16 protein-coding genes are annotated in these 19,631 nt (G+C 72.0%); 10 read left to right on the top strand and 6 right to left on the bottom strand.

What is annotated here, in order from left to right; genetic code table 11:
* Positions 1 to 23: 23 nt before the first annotated feature.
* From AB4Y83_RS13240 to AB4Y83_RS13230, 3 genes are read right to left on the bottom strand one after another with little or no spacing between them, the layout of a single operon-like run.
* On the bottom strand, positions 24 to 356 hold the full coding sequence (locus AB4Y83_RS13240; RefSeq protein ID WP_020142790.1) for a hypothetical protein: 333 nt from the start codon (positions 354 to 356) through the stop codon (positions 24 to 26).
* 13 nt (positions 357 to 369) lie between these two features.
* The gene (locus tag AB4Y83_RS13235) at positions 370 to 2,127 is read right to left on the bottom strand and encodes a sodium:solute symporter family protein (protein ID WP_442297153.1); all 1,758 of its coding nucleotides are present in this window, start codon (positions 2,125 to 2,127) and stop codon (positions 370 to 372) included.
* 60 nt (positions 2,128 to 2,187) lie between these two features.
* Positions 2,188 to 3,462 carry an NAD(P)/FAD-dependent oxidoreductase gene (locus AB4Y83_RS13230; protein ID WP_442297152.1) on the bottom strand — a complete coding sequence of 425 codons (1,275 nt, stop codon included), beginning with the start codon at positions 3,460 to 3,462 and terminating at the stop codon, positions 2,188 to 2,190.
* 22 nt (positions 3,463 to 3,484) lie between these two features.
* Between AB4Y83_RS13230 and AB4Y83_RS13225 the strand changes: the two genes are divergently transcribed.
* The 3 genes from AB4Y83_RS13225 to AB4Y83_RS13215 are packed head-to-tail and all read left to right on the top strand — an operon-like array spanning position 3,485 to position 7,601.
* Positions 3,485 to 4,780, top strand: a complete 1,296-nt coding sequence (locus AB4Y83_RS13225; protein ID WP_442297151.1) for a hydroxyacid-oxoacid transhydrogenase — start codon at positions 3,485 to 3,487, stop codon at positions 4,778 to 4,780.
* Positions 4,781 to 4,821: 41 nt separating this feature from the next.
* Complete coding sequence (locus tag AB4Y83_RS13220) at positions 4,822 to 6,747, top strand: M3 family metallopeptidase (protein WP_442297150.1); 1,926 nt, start codon at positions 4,822 to 4,824, stop codon at positions 6,745 to 6,747.
* On the top strand, positions 6,744 to 7,601 hold the full coding sequence (locus AB4Y83_RS13215) for an MOSC domain-containing protein (protein ID WP_442297149.1): 858 nt from the start codon (positions 6,744 to 6,746) through the stop codon (positions 7,599 to 7,601). Before AB4Y83_RS13220 ends, AB4Y83_RS13215 begins: the two co-directional genes overlap by 4 nt.
* 146 nt (positions 7,602 to 7,747) lie before the next feature.
* On the opposite strand, the gene AB4Y83_RS13210 is transcribed toward AB4Y83_RS13215, so the two are convergent.
* Both AB4Y83_RS13210 and AB4Y83_RS13205 read right to left on the bottom strand, forming a co-directional pair.
* The gene (locus tag AB4Y83_RS13210) at positions 7,748 to 8,665 is read right to left on the bottom strand and encodes a DUF1932 domain-containing protein (protein ID WP_442274854.1); all 918 of its coding nucleotides are present in this window, start codon (positions 8,663 to 8,665) and stop codon (positions 7,748 to 7,750) included.
* Positions 8,662 to 10,653: an acyltransferase family protein gene (locus AB4Y83_RS13205; protein ID WP_442274853.1), complete on the bottom strand. Its 1,992-nt coding sequence runs from the start codon at positions 10,651 to 10,653 to the stop codon at positions 8,662 to 8,664. The genes AB4Y83_RS13210 and AB4Y83_RS13205 overlap by 4 nt, the downstream gene beginning before the upstream one ends.
* Before the next feature lie 108 nt (positions 10,654 to 10,761).
* On the opposite strand from AB4Y83_RS13205, the gene AB4Y83_RS13200 reads away from it, so the two are divergent.
* Together AB4Y83_RS13200 and AB4Y83_RS13195 are read left to right on the top strand one after the other, a co-directional pair.
* On the top strand, positions 10,762 to 11,079 hold the full coding sequence (locus tag AB4Y83_RS13200) for an acylphosphatase (RefSeq protein WP_256792479.1): 318 nt from the start codon (positions 10,762 to 10,764) through the stop codon (positions 11,077 to 11,079).
* Positions 11,080 to 11,097: 18 nt separating this feature from the next.
* Positions 11,098 to 11,400: a chorismate mutase gene (locus tag AB4Y83_RS13195; protein ID WP_056770093.1), complete on the top strand. Its 303-nt coding sequence runs from the start codon at positions 11,098 to 11,100 to the stop codon at positions 11,398 to 11,400.
* Between the two features lie 37 nt (positions 11,401 to 11,437).
* On the opposite strand, the gene AB4Y83_RS13190 is transcribed toward AB4Y83_RS13195, so the two are convergent.
* The gene (locus AB4Y83_RS13190; RefSeq protein ID WP_442274852.1) at positions 11,438 to 12,088 is read right to left on the bottom strand and encodes an MSMEG_1061 family FMN-dependent PPOX-type flavoprotein; all 651 of its coding nucleotides are present in this window, start codon (positions 12,086 to 12,088) and stop codon (positions 11,438 to 11,440) included.
* Positions 12,089 to 12,207: 119 nt separating this feature from the next.
* Here AB4Y83_RS13190 and smc point away from each other — a divergent pair, with 119 nt between their 5' ends.
* From smc to AB4Y83_RS13165, 5 genes are all read left to right on the top strand, one after another.
* Positions 12,208 to 15,786 carry a chromosome segregation protein SMC gene (smc, locus tag AB4Y83_RS13185; protein ID WP_442297148.1) on the top strand — a complete coding sequence of 1,193 codons (3,579 nt, stop codon included), beginning with the start codon at positions 12,208 to 12,210 and terminating at the stop codon, positions 15,784 to 15,786.
* 263 nt (positions 15,787 to 16,049) lie between these two features.
* Positions 16,050 to 16,232, top strand: a complete 183-nt coding sequence (locus tag AB4Y83_RS13180) for a hypothetical protein (RefSeq protein ID WP_442297147.1) — start codon at positions 16,050 to 16,052, stop codon at positions 16,230 to 16,232.
* Positions 16,233 to 16,364: 132 nt separating this feature from the next.
* A complete protein-coding gene (gene ftsY / locus AB4Y83_RS13175) occupies positions 16,365 to 17,573 on the top strand; it encodes a signal recognition particle-docking protein FtsY (RefSeq protein ID WP_442274850.1) in 1,209 nt (402 codons plus the stop codon).
* 201 nt (positions 17,574 to 17,774) lie between these two features.
* Complete coding sequence (locus AB4Y83_RS13170) at positions 17,775 to 19,235, top strand: ammonium transporter (protein WP_442297146.1); 1,461 nt, start codon at positions 17,775 to 17,777, stop codon at positions 19,233 to 19,235.
* Positions 19,232 to 19,570 carry a P-II family nitrogen regulator gene (locus AB4Y83_RS13165; protein ID WP_020142775.1) on the top strand — a complete coding sequence of 113 codons (339 nt, stop codon included), beginning with the start codon at positions 19,232 to 19,234 and terminating at the stop codon, positions 19,568 to 19,570. The genes AB4Y83_RS13170 and AB4Y83_RS13165 overlap by 4 nt, the downstream gene beginning before the upstream one ends.
* The last annotated feature ends 61 nt before the right edge of the window (positions 19,571 to 19,631 follow it).

Genomic DNA, 19,631 nt, shown 5'->3' with positions numbered 1-19,631 from the left:
CGTCGGCGGACCGTGCCGTTCGGTCAGCTCCCCGTCGGGCGACGCTTCGGCGCGGGACGCACCGGGTCGTCGTCGACGGGCTCGACGTGCTCGGGCACGACGATCGGCTTGATCCGCGCCCAGACGAAGAAGAACGCGCTCATGAGGAGCAGGACGATGCCGGCCCACAGGTTGGCGTTGACGCCACCGGTCTTCTGCAGCGCCTGGTCACCGAAGATCCCCATGACGAGGAGGATCAGGCCGTAGAGGCCCAGCAGGGCGCCGATGAAGTTGCGGATGTCGAAGGCGCCCGCGGTGTGCTTCTCGCCCCGCGTCCCGTCCGGGTCAGGTGCGTCGAGCCGGTGTTGGTCACTCATGTCGAGGCTCCTGTCAGAACAAGAAGTTGAGGATGATGACGAGGCCGAGGGAGATGCCGGCCAGAGGAAGGGTGCGGCGGAACCACGGCATCGTGCGCTCCTGGGGGTCGACGAGCTCCTCTCTCGGCGTCTCGGAGTAGACGAGACCGCGCAGCTCGGACGACGGCTTGGGCTCGGTCACGAGCGACACGCCGACGCTGAGCACGATGTCGACGACGAACGCCGCGGACGCCGCGACGAAGGCGGCGCCCTGGCCGCTGAGTGGGATGACCCCGAGGCTCGCCGACCCGAAGCCGTCCTCGCTGAGGAACGCGACGAGCACGGCCGAGAGCGTGCCGGCCGTCAGGCCGACCCACCCGGCGGTTGCCGTCATGCGCTTCCAGAACATGCCGAGGATGAAGGTCGCGAACAGTGGTGCGTTGAAGAACCCGAACAGCGACTGGAGATAGTCCATGACGTTGCTGAAGGAGCTGGCGATGGTGGCCGTGAAGATCGCGATGACCGTCGCTCCCACCGTGGCCAGACGGCCGATGCGCAGGTAGTAGTCGTCGCTGTGGTCCTTGCGGATGTAGCGCTGCCACAGGTCGTAGCTGAAGACGGTGTTGAACGCCGAGATGTTGGCGGCCATGCCGGCCATGAACGCGGCGAGCAGTCCCGCTATCGCGACGCCGAGCAGCCCGTTGGGCAGGATGTCGCGCATGAGCAGGAGCAGTGAGTCGTTGTACTTCACGCCCTCGCCCGATGCCCCGCCCGGTGGGGTGCCGCCCGCCTTGAGCTCACCGATCTCCTTGACGAGCACGGCGGCGACCATGCCGGGGATGATGACGATGAAGGGCACGAACATCTTGGCGAACGACCCGATGATGGGTGTCTTGCGAGCCGCTGACATCGAGTTGGAGGCCATGGCCCGCTGCACCTCGACGAAGTTCGTCGTCCAGTAGCCGAAGGACAGGACGAAGCCCAGGCCGAAGACGATGCCGACGACCGACCAGAACGGCGAGTCGAAGCCCGAGAGCGCCTGGCCCGGCCACGAGTGGAGCTGCTGCTCGGCCGACGGGACGCTCGCCGACGCCGGAGCCGACGTGGCGAACTCGGTGACCTTGTCCTTGAGGCCCTGGTAGCCGCCGACGCGGTGCAGGCCGATCAGGGTCAGCGGCAGCAGGGCGGCCACGATGACGAAGAACTGGAGCACCTCGTTGTAGATCGCGGCCGACAGGCCACCGAGCGTGATGTACGACAGGACGATCGCGGCGGCGACGAGCAGCGCCACCCAGAGCGGCCAGCCGAGCAGCGCGTGCACGATCGAGCCGAGCAGGTAGAGGTTGACGCCGGCGATGAGCAGCTGCGCGACGGCGAAGCTGATCGAGTTGACGAGGTGGGCACCGGTGCCGAAGCGGCGGAACATGAACTCGGGGACCGAGCGCACCTTGGAGCCGTAGTAGAAGGGCATCATCACGACGCCGAGGAAGAGCATGGCGGGGATGGCGCCGACCCAGAAGTAGTGCACGGTCGAGATGCCGAGCTCGGCACCGTTGGCCGACATGCCCATGATCTCGACGGCACCGAGGTTCGCCGAGATGAAGGCGAGGCCGGTGACCCAGGCCGGCAGCGACCGGCCGGAGAGGAAGAAGTCGATGGAGTCGGACACCGCGCGCCTCGCCATGACCCCGATGCCGAGGACGAAGACGAAGTAGAGGGCGATGATGACGTAGTCGACCGGTTTGGCGCTGATGAGGGCGTCCGCCGTGGGCAGACCCGCCAGTGCGTGCATGCGTTCAGTCCCTTCGTTGAGCGACGACCGACGCTAGCGCAGCCACTGAAGACGGGCGAGTCAGGATGTGCGAGTGCCGCGTGCCCTCGTGATGAGCCGTTTGAGCGGGACGGAGGTGTCCGCCGCGCTGTCGGCTTCGATCGTCATACCCTTCTCGAGCGCTCGTTTCACGGCGAGGTAGTCGGTCGGGACGCCGACCGACTCGACGGCGATGAGCAGCCCGTCGCGGTAGCTGAGCAGCGAGAAACGTTCGGCTGCGACGTCGCCCCGCACGACGGTCCGGTCCGCGCCGTGCGGGAGCCCCGCCATCTGGAGCCGCAGGTCGCCCTGGTCGCTCCAGAACCACGGCACGCGGTCGTATGCCGTCGGGTGGCCGACGAGGGTCGCCGCTGCCGCCCGCGCCTGGTCGGTCGCGTGCGGCACGCTCTCCAGCCGCATCGTGCCCGGCTCGCCGCGGTCGAACGGGTTGGGTCCGACGGCGCAGTCGCCGGCCGCCACGGTGACCCCGTCCGAGGTGAGTGCGTACTCGTCGACGACGATGCCCCGAGGTTCCACGAGCAGGCCGAGCTGCGCGGCGAGGGCGGTGCTGGGTGCGGCTCCGATCCCGACGACCACGAGGTCGGCGGGCAGCTCGGTGCCGTCATCGAGCTGGACGCTCGTGACGCGACCGTGCTCGCCGGTCAGGCGGACGGCATGGGATCGCAGCAGGATCCGGGTGCCGCGGCGCTCGTGGGCCTGGAGCACGGCGTCGGACAGCACCGGCGTGACGGCCCGCCCGAGGAGCCGGTCGGTCGCCTCGACGACGCTCACGTCGCTGCCGAGCGCCCGAGCGCCGGCGGCGATCTCGAGCCCGATGAAACCACCGCCGACGACGACGACCTCTCGTGCGGCGCGGAGCCGAGGCGCCAGCCGGTCGGCGTCGGCGAGGGTGCGCACCGAGTGGACCCCGTCGAGGTCGGCGCCCTCGACCCCCAGGCCGCGGTTGACCGCGCCCGTCGTCAGGGCGAGGCGTTCGAAGGTGAGGGTCCGGCCCGAGGCCGTCGTGGCGCTCCCTCCGGAGGCGTCCCGGCCGATCGTCACGACGGGGTCACCGGTGACGAGCTCGACCTCGAGGTCGGCGAACCAGGCGGCGTCGTGGAAGACGAGGGAGCCGCGGTCGTGCTCGCCGCGCAGGTAGCTCTTCGACAGGGGTGGGCGCTCGTAGGGCGGCTCGGGCTCGGCGCCGACGAGCACGACGGGCCCTGTGTCACCGAGCTCGCGCAGAGCCGTGACGAGCGAGATGCCGGCCTGCCCGGCGCCGACGACGAGGGTGCTGACGGTCGCGGCGGTGGCCATGCGTCCACCCTAGGGTGGGCCCATGACGTGGTCTCCCGCGAACCCCGAGTCCGTCTTCACCTACGGCGCCCCGCAGCTGAAGTTCGGCGCCGGCGCGGCCGACGAGATCGGGCACGACCTCCTGGTGCTCGGTGTGTCGCGGGTGCTCGTCGTCACCGATGCCGGCGTGCTCGCGACCGGCTGGCCCGACCGCGTCGCCGACGGCATCCGCGGGTTCGGGGTCGAGGTCGTCGTCCACGACTCGGCGCACGTCGAGCCGACCGATGCGAGCCTCCTCGTCGCGGTCGAACGGGCCCGAGCGGACGGACCGTTCGACGGCTACGTCGCCGTCGGGGGTGGCTCGGCCATCGACACCGCGAAGGCGGTGGACCTGCTCCTCAGCGACGGTGGGGAGCTCATGGACTACGTCAACGCGCCGGTCGGTGCCGGTCGCGCACCGACCCGCCCGCTCGCGCCCCTCGTCGCGGTGCCCACCACGACCGGGACCGGAGCCGAGAGCACGACGATCTGCGTCCTCGACGTGCTCTCGCTCAAGGTCAAGACGGGCATCTCCCACGTGCGGCTCCGGCCGAGCCTCGCCGTCGTCGATCCTCGACTCACGGCCACCCAGCCCGCGGGGGTGACGGCAAGCGCCGGCATGGACATCCTCTGCCACGCCCTCGAGAGCTGGACGGCCCGGCCGTTCACGAGCTACGAGCGCAAGCAGCCCGGCGAGCGCGTGCCCTACTGCGGCAGCAACCCGATCGCCGACATGTGGTCGGAGCGGTCGATGTCCTTGCTGGCCAAGGCGTTCCGGACGGCGGTTCGCGACGGCTCCGACGAGGCCGCCCGCGGCGAGATGGCGCTCGCGGCGACGTTCGCCGGCCTCGGGCTCGGCAACGCGGGCGTCCACGTGCCGCACGCCAACGCGTACCCCATCGCCGGCCGGGTGCGCGACTTCCACCCGGACGGCTACCCGAGCGACGAGCCGATGGTGCCGCACGGCATGGCGGTCGCGCTGACGGCGCCCGAGGCGTTCCGGTGGACCTTCGGGTCCGACCCCGAACGGCACCTCGCCGCGGCCCGGCTCCTCGACCCGGCGCACGGCAGCCGCTGGGAGTCCGAGCCCCGTGACGTGCTTCCCGGCGTCCTCGTCGACCTCATGCGCGACATCGACATGCCGAACGGCCTCCGGGCCGTCGGGTACGACGAGCGGGACGTCGACGCCTTGGTGGAGGGTTCGCTCAAGCAGCAGCGGCTGCTCGCGACGAGCCCCCGCGAGGTCGGACCCGACGACCTGGCCGGCATCATGACCCGCTCGCTGCAGCTCTGGGAATAGTGGTCGACGCGAGGGGCAGGTGGCGGCATACAGTGCCGTCTGTGACCACGGAGCCCACGCACCTGCCCCTGCCCCTCGACAGCGACTGGCTCGACTGGGTCGGCGCCCGCGGCGAGCAGCAGCTCGCGCTGGCGCGGTCCCTCGTCGAGGGACTGCGCAGCGACCCGCCGAAGCAGCCGCTCGAGGTGCTCCGGGTCTGGAACGACGCACAGACGGCGCTGTCGAACGCCGCGTCCGTCGGGTCGCTCTTCTCGGAGGTGCACCCGGATGCGACCGTGCGCGAGCGCGCCGAGTCCGTGGCCCAGCAGGTGCAGAAGCTCGACACGGACCTCGGTCTCGACACCGAGCTGTATGCCGTCCTCGCGGGGCTCGACGCGAGCGGCCTCGACGCCGACGCGACGCGGGTGCTCGAGCGGACGCTGCGTGACTTCCGTCGCTCGGGTGTCGACCGCGACGAGGAGACCCGCGACCGCCTCCGTGCGCTGAGCGAGCGGGCGATCCTGCTCAGCCAGGAGTTCAGCAAGAACATCCGCGAGGACGTCCGCAGCATCCGGGTGACGCCCGACCGGCTCGCGGGGCTGCCGCAGGACTGGGTCGAGGCGCACCCGGTCGGCGACGACGGCCTCGTCACCGTGACGACCGACTACCCCGATGTCGTGCCCTTCCGGACCTTCGCGCACGACGCGCAGGCCCGCCGGGACCTCGTCACCGAGTTCCTCACCATCGCGTGGCCGGCCAACGACCGCGTCCTGCAGGAGATCTTCTCGGTCCGCCGGGAGCACGCCTCTCTCCTCGGCTACGCCTCCTGGGCCGACTACGACGCCGAGGTCAAGATGATCGGCAGTGGCGACGCCATCGGCGAGTTCGTCGACCGCATCACCGAGCTGTCGGCCACGAGCGCCGAGCGCGACAAGGCGGTGCTGCTCGAGCGGCTGCGCCAGGACCGTCCCGACGCCACCGACATCGACGGGGCCGACGTCTCCTACTACGCCGAGCTCGTCCGCAAGGAGGACCTCGTCGTCGACGCGCAGCGCGTGCGCACGTACTTCCCGTTCGAGTCGGTGCGCCAGGGGCTGCTCGACGTGACAGGCCGGCTCTTCGGGCTCGAGTGGTCGCCGGTGCCGCGCGAGGACGCCCGCACGTGGCACGAGGAGGTCGCGACCTACGACGTCTCCTTCCACGGCGCGCGCATCGGCCGCATCCACCTCGACCTGCACCCGCGCGACGGGAAGTACAAGCACGCGGCCCAGTTCGACCTCGCGCGCGGTGTCGACGGCACACAGCTCGCCGAGGGCGTGCTCGTCTGCAACTTCAACCGCGGCCTCATGGAGCACGACGAGGTCGTCACCCTCTTCCACGAGTTCGGCCACCTCGTGCACCACGTGCTCGCCGGCCGCACCGAGTGGGTGCGCTTCTCGGGCGTCGCGACCGAGTGGGACTTCGTCGAGGCCCCGAGCCAGATGCTCGAGGAATGGGCTTGGGACGCCGACGTGCTGGCCACCTTCGCCCGAAACGCCGACGGCGAGACCATCCCCGCCGACCTCGTCGAGGCGATGCGCCGGGCCGACGACTTCGGCAAGGGCTACGACGCCCGGACGCAGATGTTCTACGCCGCGCTCTCCTACGACTTCCACGTCAACGAGACCGACGACCTCACGGCCCGCCTGCGCGAGCTCATGGAGCGCTACTCGGTGTTCCCGTACCTCGACGGCACGCACATGCAGTGCCACTTCGGTCACCTCGACGGCTACAGCTCGGCGTACTACACGTACATGTGGTCGCTCGTCATCGCCAAGGACATGTTCTCGGCCTTCGACAAGGGCGACCTCTTCGACCCCGAGGTCGCCGGCGCCTACCGGGACAAGGTTCTCGCGCAGGGCGGGCGACGCGACGCGGCCGACCTCGTCGAGGACTTCCTCGGCCGTCCCTACACGTTCGACGCGTATGCCGCGTGGCTCGCGGAGTGACCGCGGCGGGGCCTGACGGCCTGCACGTCACGGCGCTGACGGTCTACCCCGTCAAGTCGCTCGCCGGGGTCCCGGTCGACGAGGCGGTCGTCGAGACCCGCGGGCTGCACGGCGACCGGCGCTGGGCGGTCGTCGATCCGGAGGGCACCAAGGTCACGGCGCGCGAGGAGCACGCGCTCCTCGGCCTGAGGGCCGAGCCGCTCGACGGCGGGGGAGTGCGCCTCGTCGCACCCGGCGCGGACGCGCTCGAGCTCGGCCCGCCCCGGGGAGCCGCGCCGGTTCCCGTCGCGTTCTCCGGGCAGGACCACGCGCTCCCCGCCGGCGCCGACGCCGATGCGTGGCTGACCGCCCGGGTCGGACGCCCGCTCCGGCTCGTGTGGCAGGACGACGAGGCGCACCGGCCCATCCGTCCGGACATGGGTGGCGCCGACGGCGACCGGAACTCGCTCTCCGACGCCGCACCCCTCCACGTCACGTCGGAGTCGTCCCTCGCGCGGCTCAACGACTGGCTGCTCGAGACAGCGGCCGAGCGTGGCGAGGGGCCGCGAGATCCCTTGGGGCACGACCGTTTCCGGCCCAACGTCGTCGTCTCCGGGAGCGACCCGTTCGCCGAGGACGCCTGGACGACGGTCCGCGTCGGGGACGTGCCGTTCCGCGCGACGATGGTGTGCGACCGCTGCGTCATGACGACGGTCGACCGCGGCGACCTGCGCACCGGCAAGGAGCCGATCCGCACCCTCGCCCGACACCGGAAGTGGGACGGTGCCACGTGGTTCGGCATCCGACTCACGCCGGAGCTGCCCCTTGCCGACGGTGCCCTGCTACGGGTCGGCGACCCCGTCGAGCCGGCCTGACCGAGCTGGGCCGAGCCGAGCCGAGCGGCGTGGCGCGAGATCGGGCGCGAGATCGGGCGCGAGATCGGGCGCGAGATCGCGCGGTGGTGGTGCATCAGCCACCCGAGCTGCGCGATCTCACGCACGACCAGCCGGGGCGCGAGGCGTCAGGTGAGTCGGGACAGGACCTCGCGCAGGTCGGTGAGGCCGCGTGCCTCCTCGGGGCTGAGGGCCGCCAGCGGCGTGGCTGACAGCCGGCGATAGACCGCGGCCATCCCCTCGAAGAGCTCGGGCGAGACGCCGGCCGAGCGCTGGGTGGCCGCGATGCTCTCCATCTCGTCGACGAAGCGCCCGCTCTTGGCCGCAGCCACGGCGACCCGTCGGGCGGCGCCCTCGACCTGGGCGGGGAGCTCCTCGGCGAGGTCGTCGAGGACCGGCGCGAGCACCCCGAGCGCCTCGGCCGTCTGGAGGGCCTGCGCCCAGACGGCCGTCGTGCCCTTGTAGACGGACGCCGTGCACATCTTCACGGCCGAGGCCTGGCCGACGCGGTCGCCGACGATGCTCCGTCGCAGCCCGACGGCCGGGACCCGAGCCACCTCGGCCGCGCGGGCGCCGGCGAGGTAGAGCATCGTGTCGCCGTCCGGCTCCGGCGGACCGCCGCTGACGGACCCGTCGACGAGGTCGAGGCCCTCGGCGGCCGCCCGGTCCGCGAGGCCGGAGACCCGGTCGGGCGACACGGCGTTGGCGTCGAGGAGCAGCGGTGTCGAACCGGTCACCCTGGCCGCGTCGATGACGGATCGGAGCACTGCGTCGGCAGCTGCGGGAGGGCAGATGCTGACGACGAGGTCGACGGCCGCGACGACCTCCTCGAGGTCGGGCAGCAGCTCCAGGCCGGTGGCCAGGGCGGCCGTGCGGTCGCTGCGTCCTCGCACGGTCGCGACGACCCTGGTGCCCCCGGCCGCCCAGGCACGCCCCAGGGCCGCCCCCATGGCCCCCGGCGAGACGATGGCGATGGTCCGCACGGTGCGGGCTCCCGGTAGGAGCTCCCCCGTCGTGGAGGGTCCGCGCGCCGGCCCGACGCTCACGGGATCGGGAGGTCCTTGAGCACGACCGCCTTGCCGGTGCTGCGCTGCGACAGGTCGGCCATGGCCTGTCGCACCGTCTTGGAGAAGAGGTGCGCACCCTTGATCGTCGGGTGGATGCGGTCGGACTGGACCTGCTCGGGGTGGGCCCGGATGGCGTCGGCCCAGTCGGCCACGATGACGTTGGGCCGCCCGCGGGCGATGAGGTCGAGCGTCGCGTTGTCGGTGTCGACGCGGGCGAACGGTCCCATGATGTTGACCAGCACGACCATGCGGCCGGAGCCGAGCACGTCGAGCACCTGCTTGACGCGGTCCTCGTCGACGCCGGCGTTGGTGCCGAAGGCGAGGATGATCGCGCGCCGGTTGCCGTCACCGCGCGCGGAGACCTCGGCGAGACCGTCGGACCAGCGACGGTTGGACTTCGCGTCGATGCGGATGCCCGGGAAGTAGTAGCGCAGCGCCTGGAGGCTGCCGACCATGATCGAGTCGCCGTACGCGTCGATCTCGGGCCCGGAGGGCATCGTGAACGAGGCCTGGGCGGCGGACGCCGCTCCCGACGAGGACGGGCTCGCACCGGTCGTCGCGACGGGATGCGACGCCGCCGAACCGGGCGCCGCGGTCGCGGGGGAGTGGCTCGCCATGGCGTCGGCGGCCGCCTCGTTGGCGGCGAGCATGCGCGCGGTCTCGCTCTGGTCGGGGGCGGTGAGCACGATGACCGCCGTCACGACGGCCAGGGCGGCGACGCCCGCGCCGACGACCTGCTTGGTGCGTCGGGTCAGGCTCGAGACCTGCCCGCGCAGCCGCGTCGCCACGCCCCGGAAGCCGAGGGTGCGGAACGGCGTCTCGACGAAGCGGAACGTGAGGTCGGCGAGCGCGAACGTCACGAGCACGCACCACAGCCGCGTCAACAGGTGCGACGTGGTGCCGGGCGCCGACGGGTTGTCGAGCGCCACGAGCAGGATGACGGGCCAGTGCCAGAGGTAGATGGAGTAGGACCGGGCGCCCACCCAGCCCGCGACGGGGTGCCGCATGACCCGCTGCACGCCGGTGACCCGGTCGGGGCGTCGCTCGATGACACCCATGACGAGGACCGCCGTCGCGAGCGACGCGAGCACGATCCCGCCGCGGAAGGTCACGGTGGACTGCTCGTCGAGGAGGACCATCTCGGCGAGCAGGACCACGAGGGCCAGCGGGACGGCATACGACCCGAAGCGACCCCACCGCGAGGGCGCCACCCACAGCGCGAGCTGCGGGCTGGCCCAGGCGAAGGCGAGAGCGGCTCCCGCCATGAGCCCCACGACGTGGGTGTCGGTGCCGTAGTAGACGCGCGTGGCGTCGGTGCCCGGCGTGAAGAGCAGGGCCATGAGCAGTGACGAGCCCACCCCGACGGCCACCGCCACCCCGACGCGAACCCGGCTCGACACCGCGAGCAGGGCGAGGGTCACGAGCGGCCAGAGCAGGTAGAACTGCTCCTCGACGGCCAGCGACCAGAAGTTCATGAACAGCTGCGGCGCGGTCTGGCCGAAGTAGCTCGTGCCAGCCGTGATCTCCGCCCAGTTCGTCGAGAAGGTCAGGGCCCCGACGATCTGCCGGCCGATGTCGACGAGGAGGTCCTGGCTGACGGCCCGTGCGATGAGCACGCTCGTCACGACGCAGAGGACCAGGGCGGGCACGAGCCGGCGCGCGCGTCGCACCCAAAACTGCGAGAGCGCGATCCGGCCGGTGCGGTGGTGCTCGCGGACGAGCAGCGTCGTGATGAGGAAGCCCGAGACGACGAAGAAGACGTCGACGCCGAGGAAGCCGCCCGGCAGCCACGAGGCGTTGAGGTGGTAGACGAGGACCCCGACGATGGCGAGGGCCCGCAGCCCGTCCAGGCCCTCGATCCGAGCGGGGCGTCCCGACGGAGCACGCCCCGATCGGGGGGTGGCCCCCGTGGCCGTGTCGGCGGTCTGACCCGTGCCAGCCGCCCGTGAAATCGCCGACGTCGTCAACGTCGCTCCTTCCGTGGGCCGCGGTGAGTGGAGTCACCGCCGTGCCTGTTGTGAGCATAGGTACGCGTGGGGCTCCCGTTGCGGCGCCACGCGGCATACCGTGTCGGGGTGGCTGACGAGCAGGATGCCGAGGGGGCCGGCGCGCCCGTGCGCGTGACGATGTTCGTGCGCGGGCAGGTGCAGGGCGTGGGGTTCCGCTGGTGGACCCGAGCCCGGGCGCTCGAGCTCGGTCTGGACGGTCACGCCCGCAACACCGCCGACGGCCGCGTCGAGGTCGTCGCCCAAGGCCGCCGTGAGGACGTCGACGCGCTCGAGGCGCTGCTGCGCGAGTCTCCCTCGACGACCAGACGACCGGGACACGTCGAGAGCGTGGTCGTGCAGCAGGGCGTTCCGAGGGACGGAATCTCCGGGTTCGTCGAACGCTGACCCGCCTAGGCTGGCCGGGTGAGCGACGTGCCCGAGGTCCCCGCCGAGCTCGCTCGGCTGCGCAGCAGCATCGACAACATCGACGCCGCGCTCGTCCACCTGCTCGCGGAGCGCTTCAAGTGCACCCAGCAGGTCGGCCGGCTCAAGGCCGAGGAGCACCTACCCGCGGCAGACCCGCAGCGCGAGGAGCGCCAGATCGCGCGGCTGCGGGCGCTCGCCGACAGCGCGGGCCTCGACCCGGTGTTCGCCGAGGCGTTCCTGGGCTTCATCATCGCCGAGGTCATCCACCACCACGAGCGCATCGCGAACGGCGACTCGTAGGCGTCGTACCGGAAGGCGCCGCGCAGCCCCGGTGCCCTCAGTAGAGGGTCGCGTCCTGGCGCGCGTCGAGGGCCGCGTCATAGGCCGCGGCCTCGTCGTCGGAGGCGAACCCGCCGGCCTCACGCGTCATCGCCCCCGCCGTCGGCAGGGTCTTCGGGTCCACCTGTGACGCGCTGTCCCACAGGCGGCTTCGCTTGATCGCCCGCGCGCACTGGAAGTAGACGCGCTCGACGGTCACGACGAGCACCGAGGCCGGCAGCACGCCCTTGACCTCGTGGCAGGCCAGCTCGTCCGGGTCCGTCGAGACGACCGCGGTGCCGCGCACACGGAGCTCCTCGCCGAGGCCCGGCACGAGGAAGATCAGGCCCACCCGCGGGTCGGCGACGACGTTGCGCAGGGTGTCGAGGCGGTTGTTGCCGCGGCGGTCGGGGATGACGAGCGTGCGCTCGTCGCGCACGACGACGAAGCCGGGACGGTCGCCACGCGGCGACTGGTCGAGGCCGCCGTCACCGACGGTGGCGACGACGACGAAGGGCGCCGCCTCGATGATCCGCGCCTGGCTCGGCGTGATGGTCGCCGACTCCTTGGCGAGGCTGTTGGCCGCCGGCGCCGTGGGGTAGACCTCGAGCAGCCGCTCGAGGGTCGTGACCGTGTGTTCGTCGTGCGTTGCGCGCTCCTCTACCTCCACCCGACCACGGTATGCCGTCCGTCCCAGCACGCGCAGGCGCTCACCTCCCCGGAGCACGGCCCCACGACTAGTACGCTGACCGGGATCGCTGGCTGGCTGGACAAAGGATTTCTCGGGTCGTGTACGTCAAGAGCCTCACCCTGAAGGGCTTCAAGTCCTTCGCCTCGGCGACCCACCTGCGTCTCGAGCCCGGCATCACCTGCATCGTCGGCCCCAACGGCTCCGGCAAGAGCAACGTCGTCGACGCGCTCGCCTGGGTCATGGGAGAGCAGGGCGCCAAGTCGCTGCGCGGCGGCAAGATGGAGGACGTCATCTTCGCCGGCACGTCGGGGCGGGCGCCGCTCGGTCGCGCCGAGGTGGCCCTGACCATCGACAACACCGACGGCGCGCTCCCGATCGACTACACCGAGGTGACGATCGCCCGCACGATGTTCCGCAACGGTGGCTCGGAGTACGCCATCAACGGCACCCCGTGCCGCCTGCTCGACGTGCAGGAGCTGCTCTCCGACAGCGGCATCGGCCGCGAGATGCACGTCATCGTCGGCCAGGGCCAGCTCGACACCGTGCTGCGCGCGACCCCCGAGGAGCGCCGCGGGTTCATCGAGGAGGCCGCGGGCGTCCTCAAGCACCGCAAGCGCAAGGAGCGCGCGCTCCGCAAGCTCGACACGATGGAGGCCAATCTCACCCGGGTCCAGGATCTCACCGGTGAGATCCGTCGACAGCTCGGTCCGCTCGGGCGCCAGGCCGAGACCGCGCGCAGGGCGGCCGTCATCCAGACCGACGCCCGCGACGCGCGCCTGCGCCTCGTCGCCGACGACCTCGTCCAGCTGACGTCGACCCTCGAGCAGGAGGTCGCCGACGAGTCCGCCCTCATCGAGCGCCGCTCCGAGGTCGAGGCGTCCATCGGCGACCTCGGCCACCGCCTCTCCACCCTCGAGGAGGCCGCCGAGGCCGCTCGTCCGGCCCTGACCCGGGCCCAGGACGAGTACGTCTCGCTCGGCCGGCTCGTCGAGCGGATGGCCTCGACCCGGTCCCTCGCCGCCGAGCGCGTGCGGCTGCTGAGCGAGGACGACGAGCCCGAGGCCCCCGGCCAGAGCCGCGACCCCGAGCAGCTGCGCGCCCAGGCCGCCGACGTCCGCGAGCAGGAGGCGTTCCTCCTCGAGGAGATCGCCGAGGCCAAGGCCGCCCTCGAGAACGCCGTCCTGACCCGCACCGAGGCCGAGCGCGGTCATGCCGAGGAGACCACCCGCCTGCAGCGCGAGGCCCGGGCCGCGGCGGACCGTCGCGAGGGCCTGGCCAAGCTCGGCGGCCAGGTCGGCGCCAAGGCCTCGCGCATCGAGGCCCGCGAGGCCGAGGTCGGACGCCTGCGCGGCACCATCGAGGCCGCCCAGGCCCGCGCCGCCGAGGCCGAGCACGAGTTCTCCCGTCTCGAGTCCAGCGTCGCCCAGGACGAGGAGGGCGAGGAGGGGCTCGACACCGCCTACGAGGAGGCTGCCGCGCGCCTCGACGCCGCCGAGGCCGAGCTCGCCCGCTGGAAGGAGGCCGAGGCGACCGCCGAGCGCGCCCGCACCACGGCCGCCGCCCGGGTCGAGGCCCTCGGTCTCAGCCTGAGCCGCAAGGACGGCGCGGCTGCCCTGCTCGCCGCCGCCGACGAGGGCCACCGCATCCTCGGCTCCGTCGCGTCGCTCGTCACCGTCGAGCCCGGGCTCGAGAACGCCGTGGCCGCCGCCCTCGGGACGGCTGCCGAGGCCTTGGCCGTCGGTTCGCTCGATGCCGCTGCGGCGGCCCTGGACGCGCTGCGTGACGGCGACAACGGCCGCGCCAGCCTTCTCGTCGCGGAGTCCGCGACCCGCGTCGACCCCTCGTCATGGCCGGCTCTGACAGACGACGCCCGCTGGGTCCGCGACGTCGTCGAGTGCCCCGACTCCGTGCGCCCGGCCGTGGAGCAGGTGCTCGAGCGCGTCGCCCTCGTGCCCGACGGCGCGGCCGCCCGCACGCTCGTCCGCAGCCACCCCGGAGTCACGGCCGTGACCCGCGGCGGCGACGTCTACGCCCCCGGTGCGGTCCGCGGTGGCAGCACGACGGCGCCCAGCCTGCTCGAGCTGCAGGCCGCGTTCGACGACGCCCAGGACGCGATGGCGCGGGCCACCCGCGAGGGCGAGGAGGCCCGCTTCCGCGTCTCGGGCGCCGACGCGACGCGCGCCGAGCTCGCCGACGCCGTCGAGGCCGCGCTCGAGCGCCTCAACGAGAGCGACGCCAGGATGGCGGCGATCGCCGAGAAGCTCGGCTCGCTCGGTCAGACCCTGCGGGCCGCGCGCTCCGAGGTGGAGCGCACCGAGAAGGCGATCGCGGACGCGACCGCGGCCCTCGAGGCCGACCAGACCGAGCACGCCGCCCTCCTCGAGCGGCTCGAGGCGGCGAGCGGTGAGGGTGACTTCGCCGACGAGCCGTCGACCGAGGAGCGCGACCGCCTCGAGGCAGTGGCCCGCGAGGCCCGTGCCGCCGAGACCGAGCTGCGTCTGGCGCTGCGCACCCGCGAGGAGCGTGCGCGCGCCCTCAAGGACCGCGCCGACGCGCTCGAGCGCGGCGCCCGCCACGAGGAGGAGGCCCGTCAGCGCCTCGCCGAGAAGCGGGCCCGACGCCAGCGCGAGGCCGCCGTGGCCGGGGCCGTCCGCACGGCCGCGGCCTGGGCGCACGAGCTGCTCGCCGAGTCGGCCGAGCAGGCGGGTCGCGCCCGCGCCGCTGGGGAGGCCGAGCGCACCGAGCGGGACGCCGAGCTCGCCGTCGTGCGCCGTGACATCGCGACCCTGCAGGCCGAGCTGCGCGAGCTCACCGACACGGTCCACCGCGACGAGGTCGCCCGCACCCAGCAGCGGCTGCGCATCGAGCAGCTCGAGACGAAGGCCGTCGAGGAGCTCGGCATCTCGCCGTCCGACCTCGTGGAGGAGTACGGCCCGCACCAGCTCGTCCCGGCCGTGCCCGACCCCGACACCGATCCGGACGCGCCCCAGCCCGATCCGGTCCCGTTCGTCCGCGAGGCGCAGGAGAAGCGGCTGCGCCAGGCCGAGCGCAAGCTGAACGCCCTGGGTCGCATCAACCCGCTCGCGCTCGAGGAGTTCACGGCGCTCGAGGAGCGGCACAAGTTCCTCACCGAGCAGCTCGAGGACCTCAAGAACTCCAAGCGTGACCTGCTCGACATCGTCAAGGAGGTCGACGAGCGCGTCGAGCGCGTCTTCGCCGAGGCCTTCGAGGACACCGCGGTCCAGTTCGAGCGCGTCTTCCAGCGACTCTTCCCGGGTGGCGAAGGGCGTCTCGTCCTCACCGACCCGTCCAACATGCTGACGACGGGTCTCGAGGTCGAGGCTCGCCCGCCCGGCAAGAAGATCAAGCGGCTCTCGCTGCTCTCCGGTGGTGAGCGCTCGCTCGTGGCCGTGGCGCTGCTCGTCGCCATCTTCAAGGCCCGGCCCTCGCCCTTCTACATCATGGACGAGGTCGAGGCCGCCCTCGACGACGCCAACCTCGGCCGCCTCATCACCCTCTTCGAGGAGCTGCGCGACAGCTCGCAGCTCATCGTCATCACCCACCAGAAGAAGACGATGGAGATCGCCGACGCCCTCTACGGCGTCAGCATGCGCGGCGACGGCGTGACGACCGTCGTGTCGCAGCGACTGCGCGACGTCGCCGACCGAACCGCCTGACCCGACGGCATACGCCCCCCAGCCCGCCGGCAAGGGCGCAGCGCTCCCGCCCTTCCATGTCCGCGTGCCTCCATGTTTCGCGCGCTCGTGACCTGAGCGCGCGAAACGCGCCCCAGGCGCGTGATCCTTCCCGCGCCTGGGGGCCGGATCGCGCGCTCCACGCACGAGCGCGCGAAACCTCGGAAGAGGCAGGGCTGTCGTGTTGCGGAATCGTCACTCTGTGCTATTTGCGTCACAGGGGTCACATGCGTCACTCTTGTCACATGGTTTACCTGGTCATCTCGATGCTCGTCGTCACCGTGCTTGCTGTGGCGGTCGTCGGCGTCGTCGCGGGGCCGGCGCCCCCCGGCGGCCGGGACCTGCTCACCGCCAAGGGGGAAGGGGTCGCACGCTCGGCACGTCGCCGTGCAGGCACCCTCGGTCGTCCGCGCGCCCGCACGCACTAGTCGCGCCCGACCGCCTGCCCACCCTCCTCGGCCACCGGCCACTGCCGGTGGCCGAGCCGCGTCCCGGGGTGCCCGGGGCCGTGATCGAGGTCGTGATCGCGGCGTCCGGGACCTCCACGCCAGCGTGGTTGGATGGCTGACGTGGACACTGTCTGGACATACGTCATCATCGGCGTCGCCATCCTCGTCGGCGCGGTCGCCTACGGCGTCAGCCTCGTGCGCGGCCGCGGCCGCACCGTCGAGCGCGAGGCCCCGCCGACCCGTCCGGTGCTGCCCGGCGAGGACCTCGACCGCCGGCCGCCCGCCGACTCGACCGACACCGTCGCTCCGCCCGCAGGCCCGCCCGCGACCACGACGCTCGAGCCGGAGGCTCCCACGGCGCCGACGCCGGCCCCCGAGCCGACCCTCGAGCGACCGGAGTCCGCACGGGGTCGCCTGCAGCGCCTGCGGGCCCGTCTGGCCAGGTCCAACTCCTCCATCGGCCAGGGACTGCTCGCGCTGCTCTCCCGTGGCAAGCTCGACGAGGAGGCCTGGGAAGAGGTCGAGGACACCCTCATCTCCTCCGACCTCGGCGTCGAGGCCACGACCGAGCTCGTCGACTCGCTGCGCACCCGCGTCAAGATCGACGGCACCACCGACGAGGCCACGGTGCGGGGCTGGCTCCGCGACGACCTGCTCGCCCTCGTCCAGCCCGACATGGACCGCCGCATCGCGAGCAGCCGCATCGGCGAGCGCCCCGCCGTCATCCTCGTCGTGGGCGTCAACGGCACCGGCAAGACGACGACGGTCGGCAAGCTGGCGCGCGTCCTCGTCGCCGAGGACCGTGAGGTCCTGCTCGGTGCGGCCGACACCTTCCGTGCCGCAGCCGCCGACCAGCTCGAGACGTGGGGGGCCCGCGTCGGGGTCGCCACCGTGCGGTCCGACAAGGACGGCGCCGACCCTGCGGCCGTCGCCTTCGACGCCGTCAAAGCCGGTATCGAGGAGGAGGTCGACGTCGTCATCATCGACACCGCCGGCCGCCTCCACAACAAGGTCGGCCTCATGGACGAGCTCGGCAAGGTCAAGCGCGTCATCGAGAAGCAGAGCCCCATCGACGAGGTGCTCCTCGTCCTCGACGCGACGACCGGGCAGAACGGTCTCCAGCAGGCCAAGGTCTTCTCCGAGGCGGTCGACGTCACGGGCATCGTCCTGACCAAGCTCGACGGCACCGCCAAGGGCGGCATCGTCGTCGCGGTCCAGCGCCAGCTCGGTGTGCCGGTCAAGCTCGTCGGCCTCGGCGAGGGCCCCGACGACCTCGCCCCCTTCGACCCCGAGGCCTTCGTCGACGCCATCGTCATGTGACGACGCGCGCTCCCGGCCCACGACGCCGAGCACGTGTGCCGGACGGCATACGTGCTCGGCGTCCGGTGGACGAACGGGGGAGTCCACGATCTGGACGCCCACGGTGCGGGAAACCATCCGCTAACAACCCCCACCGGTTGTTGACACGGCTGTAACAAACGACGCGGTCACCCGAAATTCGGCCCGTCCATCGTTCTCGCCATGAGCGCACTTACCTTCGTGACGGCAGACGCGCCGTTCACCGACAGCGGGAACACCGCGTGGGTCCTGGCAGCGGCCGCACTGGTCCTGTTCATGACCCCCGGTCTCGCCCTCTTCTACGGCGGCATGGTTCGCACCAAGAGCGTCCTCAACATGATGATGATGTCGTTCATCACGATGGGCACGGTCGGCACGGTGTGGATCCTCTGGGGCTACAGCCAGACGTTCGGCCCCGACATCGGGGGTGGCCTCATGGGCAACCCCTTCACGCACTTCGGCCTGAGTGGCGTCATCGACCAGATCTACGGCTACGTCCCGGCTGACGCCGCGGCGGGCACGGCAGCGGCCGGCGGCATCCCCGCGACCGCCTTCGTCGCCTTCCAGGTCGTCTTCGCGATCATCGCCGTGGCCCTCGTCTCGGGTGCCATCGCCGACCGTGCGAAGTTCAGCACGTGGACGATCTTCACGGTCGTCTGGGCCACCCTCGTCTACTTCCCCGCGGCCCACTGGGTGTTCGCTTTCAGCGGCTACGCGGCCGAGACTGGCGGCTGGATCGCCAACAAGGCCGACGGCCTCTTCCTCGGCGGCGCCGGTGCCTACGACTTCGCCGGCGGCACGGCCATCCACATCAACGCCGGTGCGGCGGGCCTCGCCCTCGCGCTCGTCCTCGGCAAGCGCATCGGTTTCAAGCGTGACCCGATGCGTCCCCACAACCTGACGCTCGTCATGATCGGCGCGGGCATCCTCTGGTTCGGCTGGTTCGGCTTCAACGCCGGCTCGGCGCTCGGCGCCGGTGTCCAGGCTGCCGGCGTCTGGGTCAACACCCTCGCCGCGACCGCGACCGCCATGCTCGGCTGGCTCCTCACGGAGAAGCTCCGCGACGGTCACGCGACCTCGCTCGGCGCGGCCTCCGGTGTCGTCGCCGGCCTCGTCGCCATCACCCCGGCCTGCGCCACGGTCTCGCCCATCGGTGCCCTCATCGTGGGTCTCGTCGCCGGTGTCGGCTGTGCGCTGGCGGTCGGCCTGAAGTTCAAGCTCGGCTTCGACGACAGCCTCGACGTCGTCGGCGTCCACCTCGTCGGTGGTCTCATCGGCACCCTGCTCATCGGCTTCCTCGCCACCACGGGCAGCCCCACCGGTGCTGCCGGGCTCGACGTCAACGAGGGACTCTTGTACGGCGGTGGCGGCTCGCAGCTCGTCGCCCAGCTCGAGGGTGCGCTGGCCGTCCTGGTGTTCTCCTTCGTGGTCACCTACCTCATCGGTCTCGCCCTCCACAAGACGATCGGCTTCCGCGTGACGCCGGAGGAGGAGACCAGCGGTATCGACCTCGCCCAGCACGCCGAGACCGGGTACGACTTCGGTTCCTTCGGTGGATCCCGGACCGGTGTCGTCGCCGGCCACACCGCCACCGCACCCGCCCCGTCCGCCGAGAAGGCGCCCAAGGAAGAGGCCTCCGCATGAAGCTCATCACCGCCATCATCAAGCCCCACCAGCTCGACGAGGTGAAGGAGGCACTGGAGGCCTTCGGGGTGGCCGGCATGACCATCAGCGAGGCCAGCGGCTACGGCCGCCAGCGCGGCCACAGCGAGGTCTACCGCGGCGCCGAGTACACCGTCGACTTCGTGCCGAAGGTGCGCCTCGAGGTCCTCGTCGACGACGTCGACTCCGCGGACGTCCTCGAGGTCATCCTCAAGGCGGCCCAGACCGGTCGCATCGGTGACGGCAAGATCTGGTCCGTCCCGGTCGAGGAGGTCGTGCGGGTCCGCACCGGCGAGCGGGGCGTCGACGCTCTCTGAGCGTCGACGGTCCACCCGCAGCACCGAAGAAACACCACACGCGACTCAAGGGGACGGCGAG

Origin of the sequence: Terrabacter sp. RAF57 (assembly GCF_052113925.1) — a bacterium.
In the GTDB taxonomy this organism is placed as follows: Bacteria; Actinomycetota; Actinomycetes; order Actinomycetales; family Dermatophilaceae; genus Terrabacter.
This window is presented reverse-complemented; position numbering and strand designations above follow the sequence as displayed.

Excerpts from the sequence above, each read along its gene's own strand:
- AB4Y83_RS13225 (WP_442297151.1), top strand. The coding sequence starts at position 3,485 with ATGACGTGGTCTCCCGCGAACCCCGAGTCCGTCTTCACCTACGGCGCC.
- AB4Y83_RS13235 (WP_442297153.1), bottom strand. The coding sequence starts at position 2,127 with ATGCACGCACTGGCGGGTCTGCCCACGGCGGACGCCCTCATCAGCGCC.
- AB4Y83_RS13240 (WP_020142790.1), bottom strand. The coding sequence starts at position 356 with ATGAGTGACCAACACCGGCTCGACGCACCTGACCCGGACGGGACGCGG.
- AB4Y83_RS13165 (WP_020142775.1), top strand. The coding sequence starts at position 19,232 with ATGAAGCTCATCACCGCCATCATCAAGCCCCACCAGCTCGACGAGGTG.
- AB4Y83_RS13180 (WP_442297147.1), top strand. The coding sequence starts at position 16,050 with ATGGTTTACCTGGTCATCTCGATGCTCGTCGTCACCGTGCTTGCTGTG.
- AB4Y83_RS13170 (WP_442297146.1), top strand. The coding sequence starts at position 17,775 with ATGAGCGCACTTACCTTCGTGACGGCAGACGCGCCGTTCACCGACAGC.
- AB4Y83_RS13230 (WP_442297152.1), bottom strand. The coding sequence starts at position 3,462 with ATGGCCACCGCCGCGACCGTCAGCACCCTCGTCGTCGGCGCCGGGCAG.
- ftsY (WP_442274850.1), top strand. The coding sequence starts at position 16,365 with ATGGCTGACGTGGACACTGTCTGGACATACGTCATCATCGGCGTCGCC.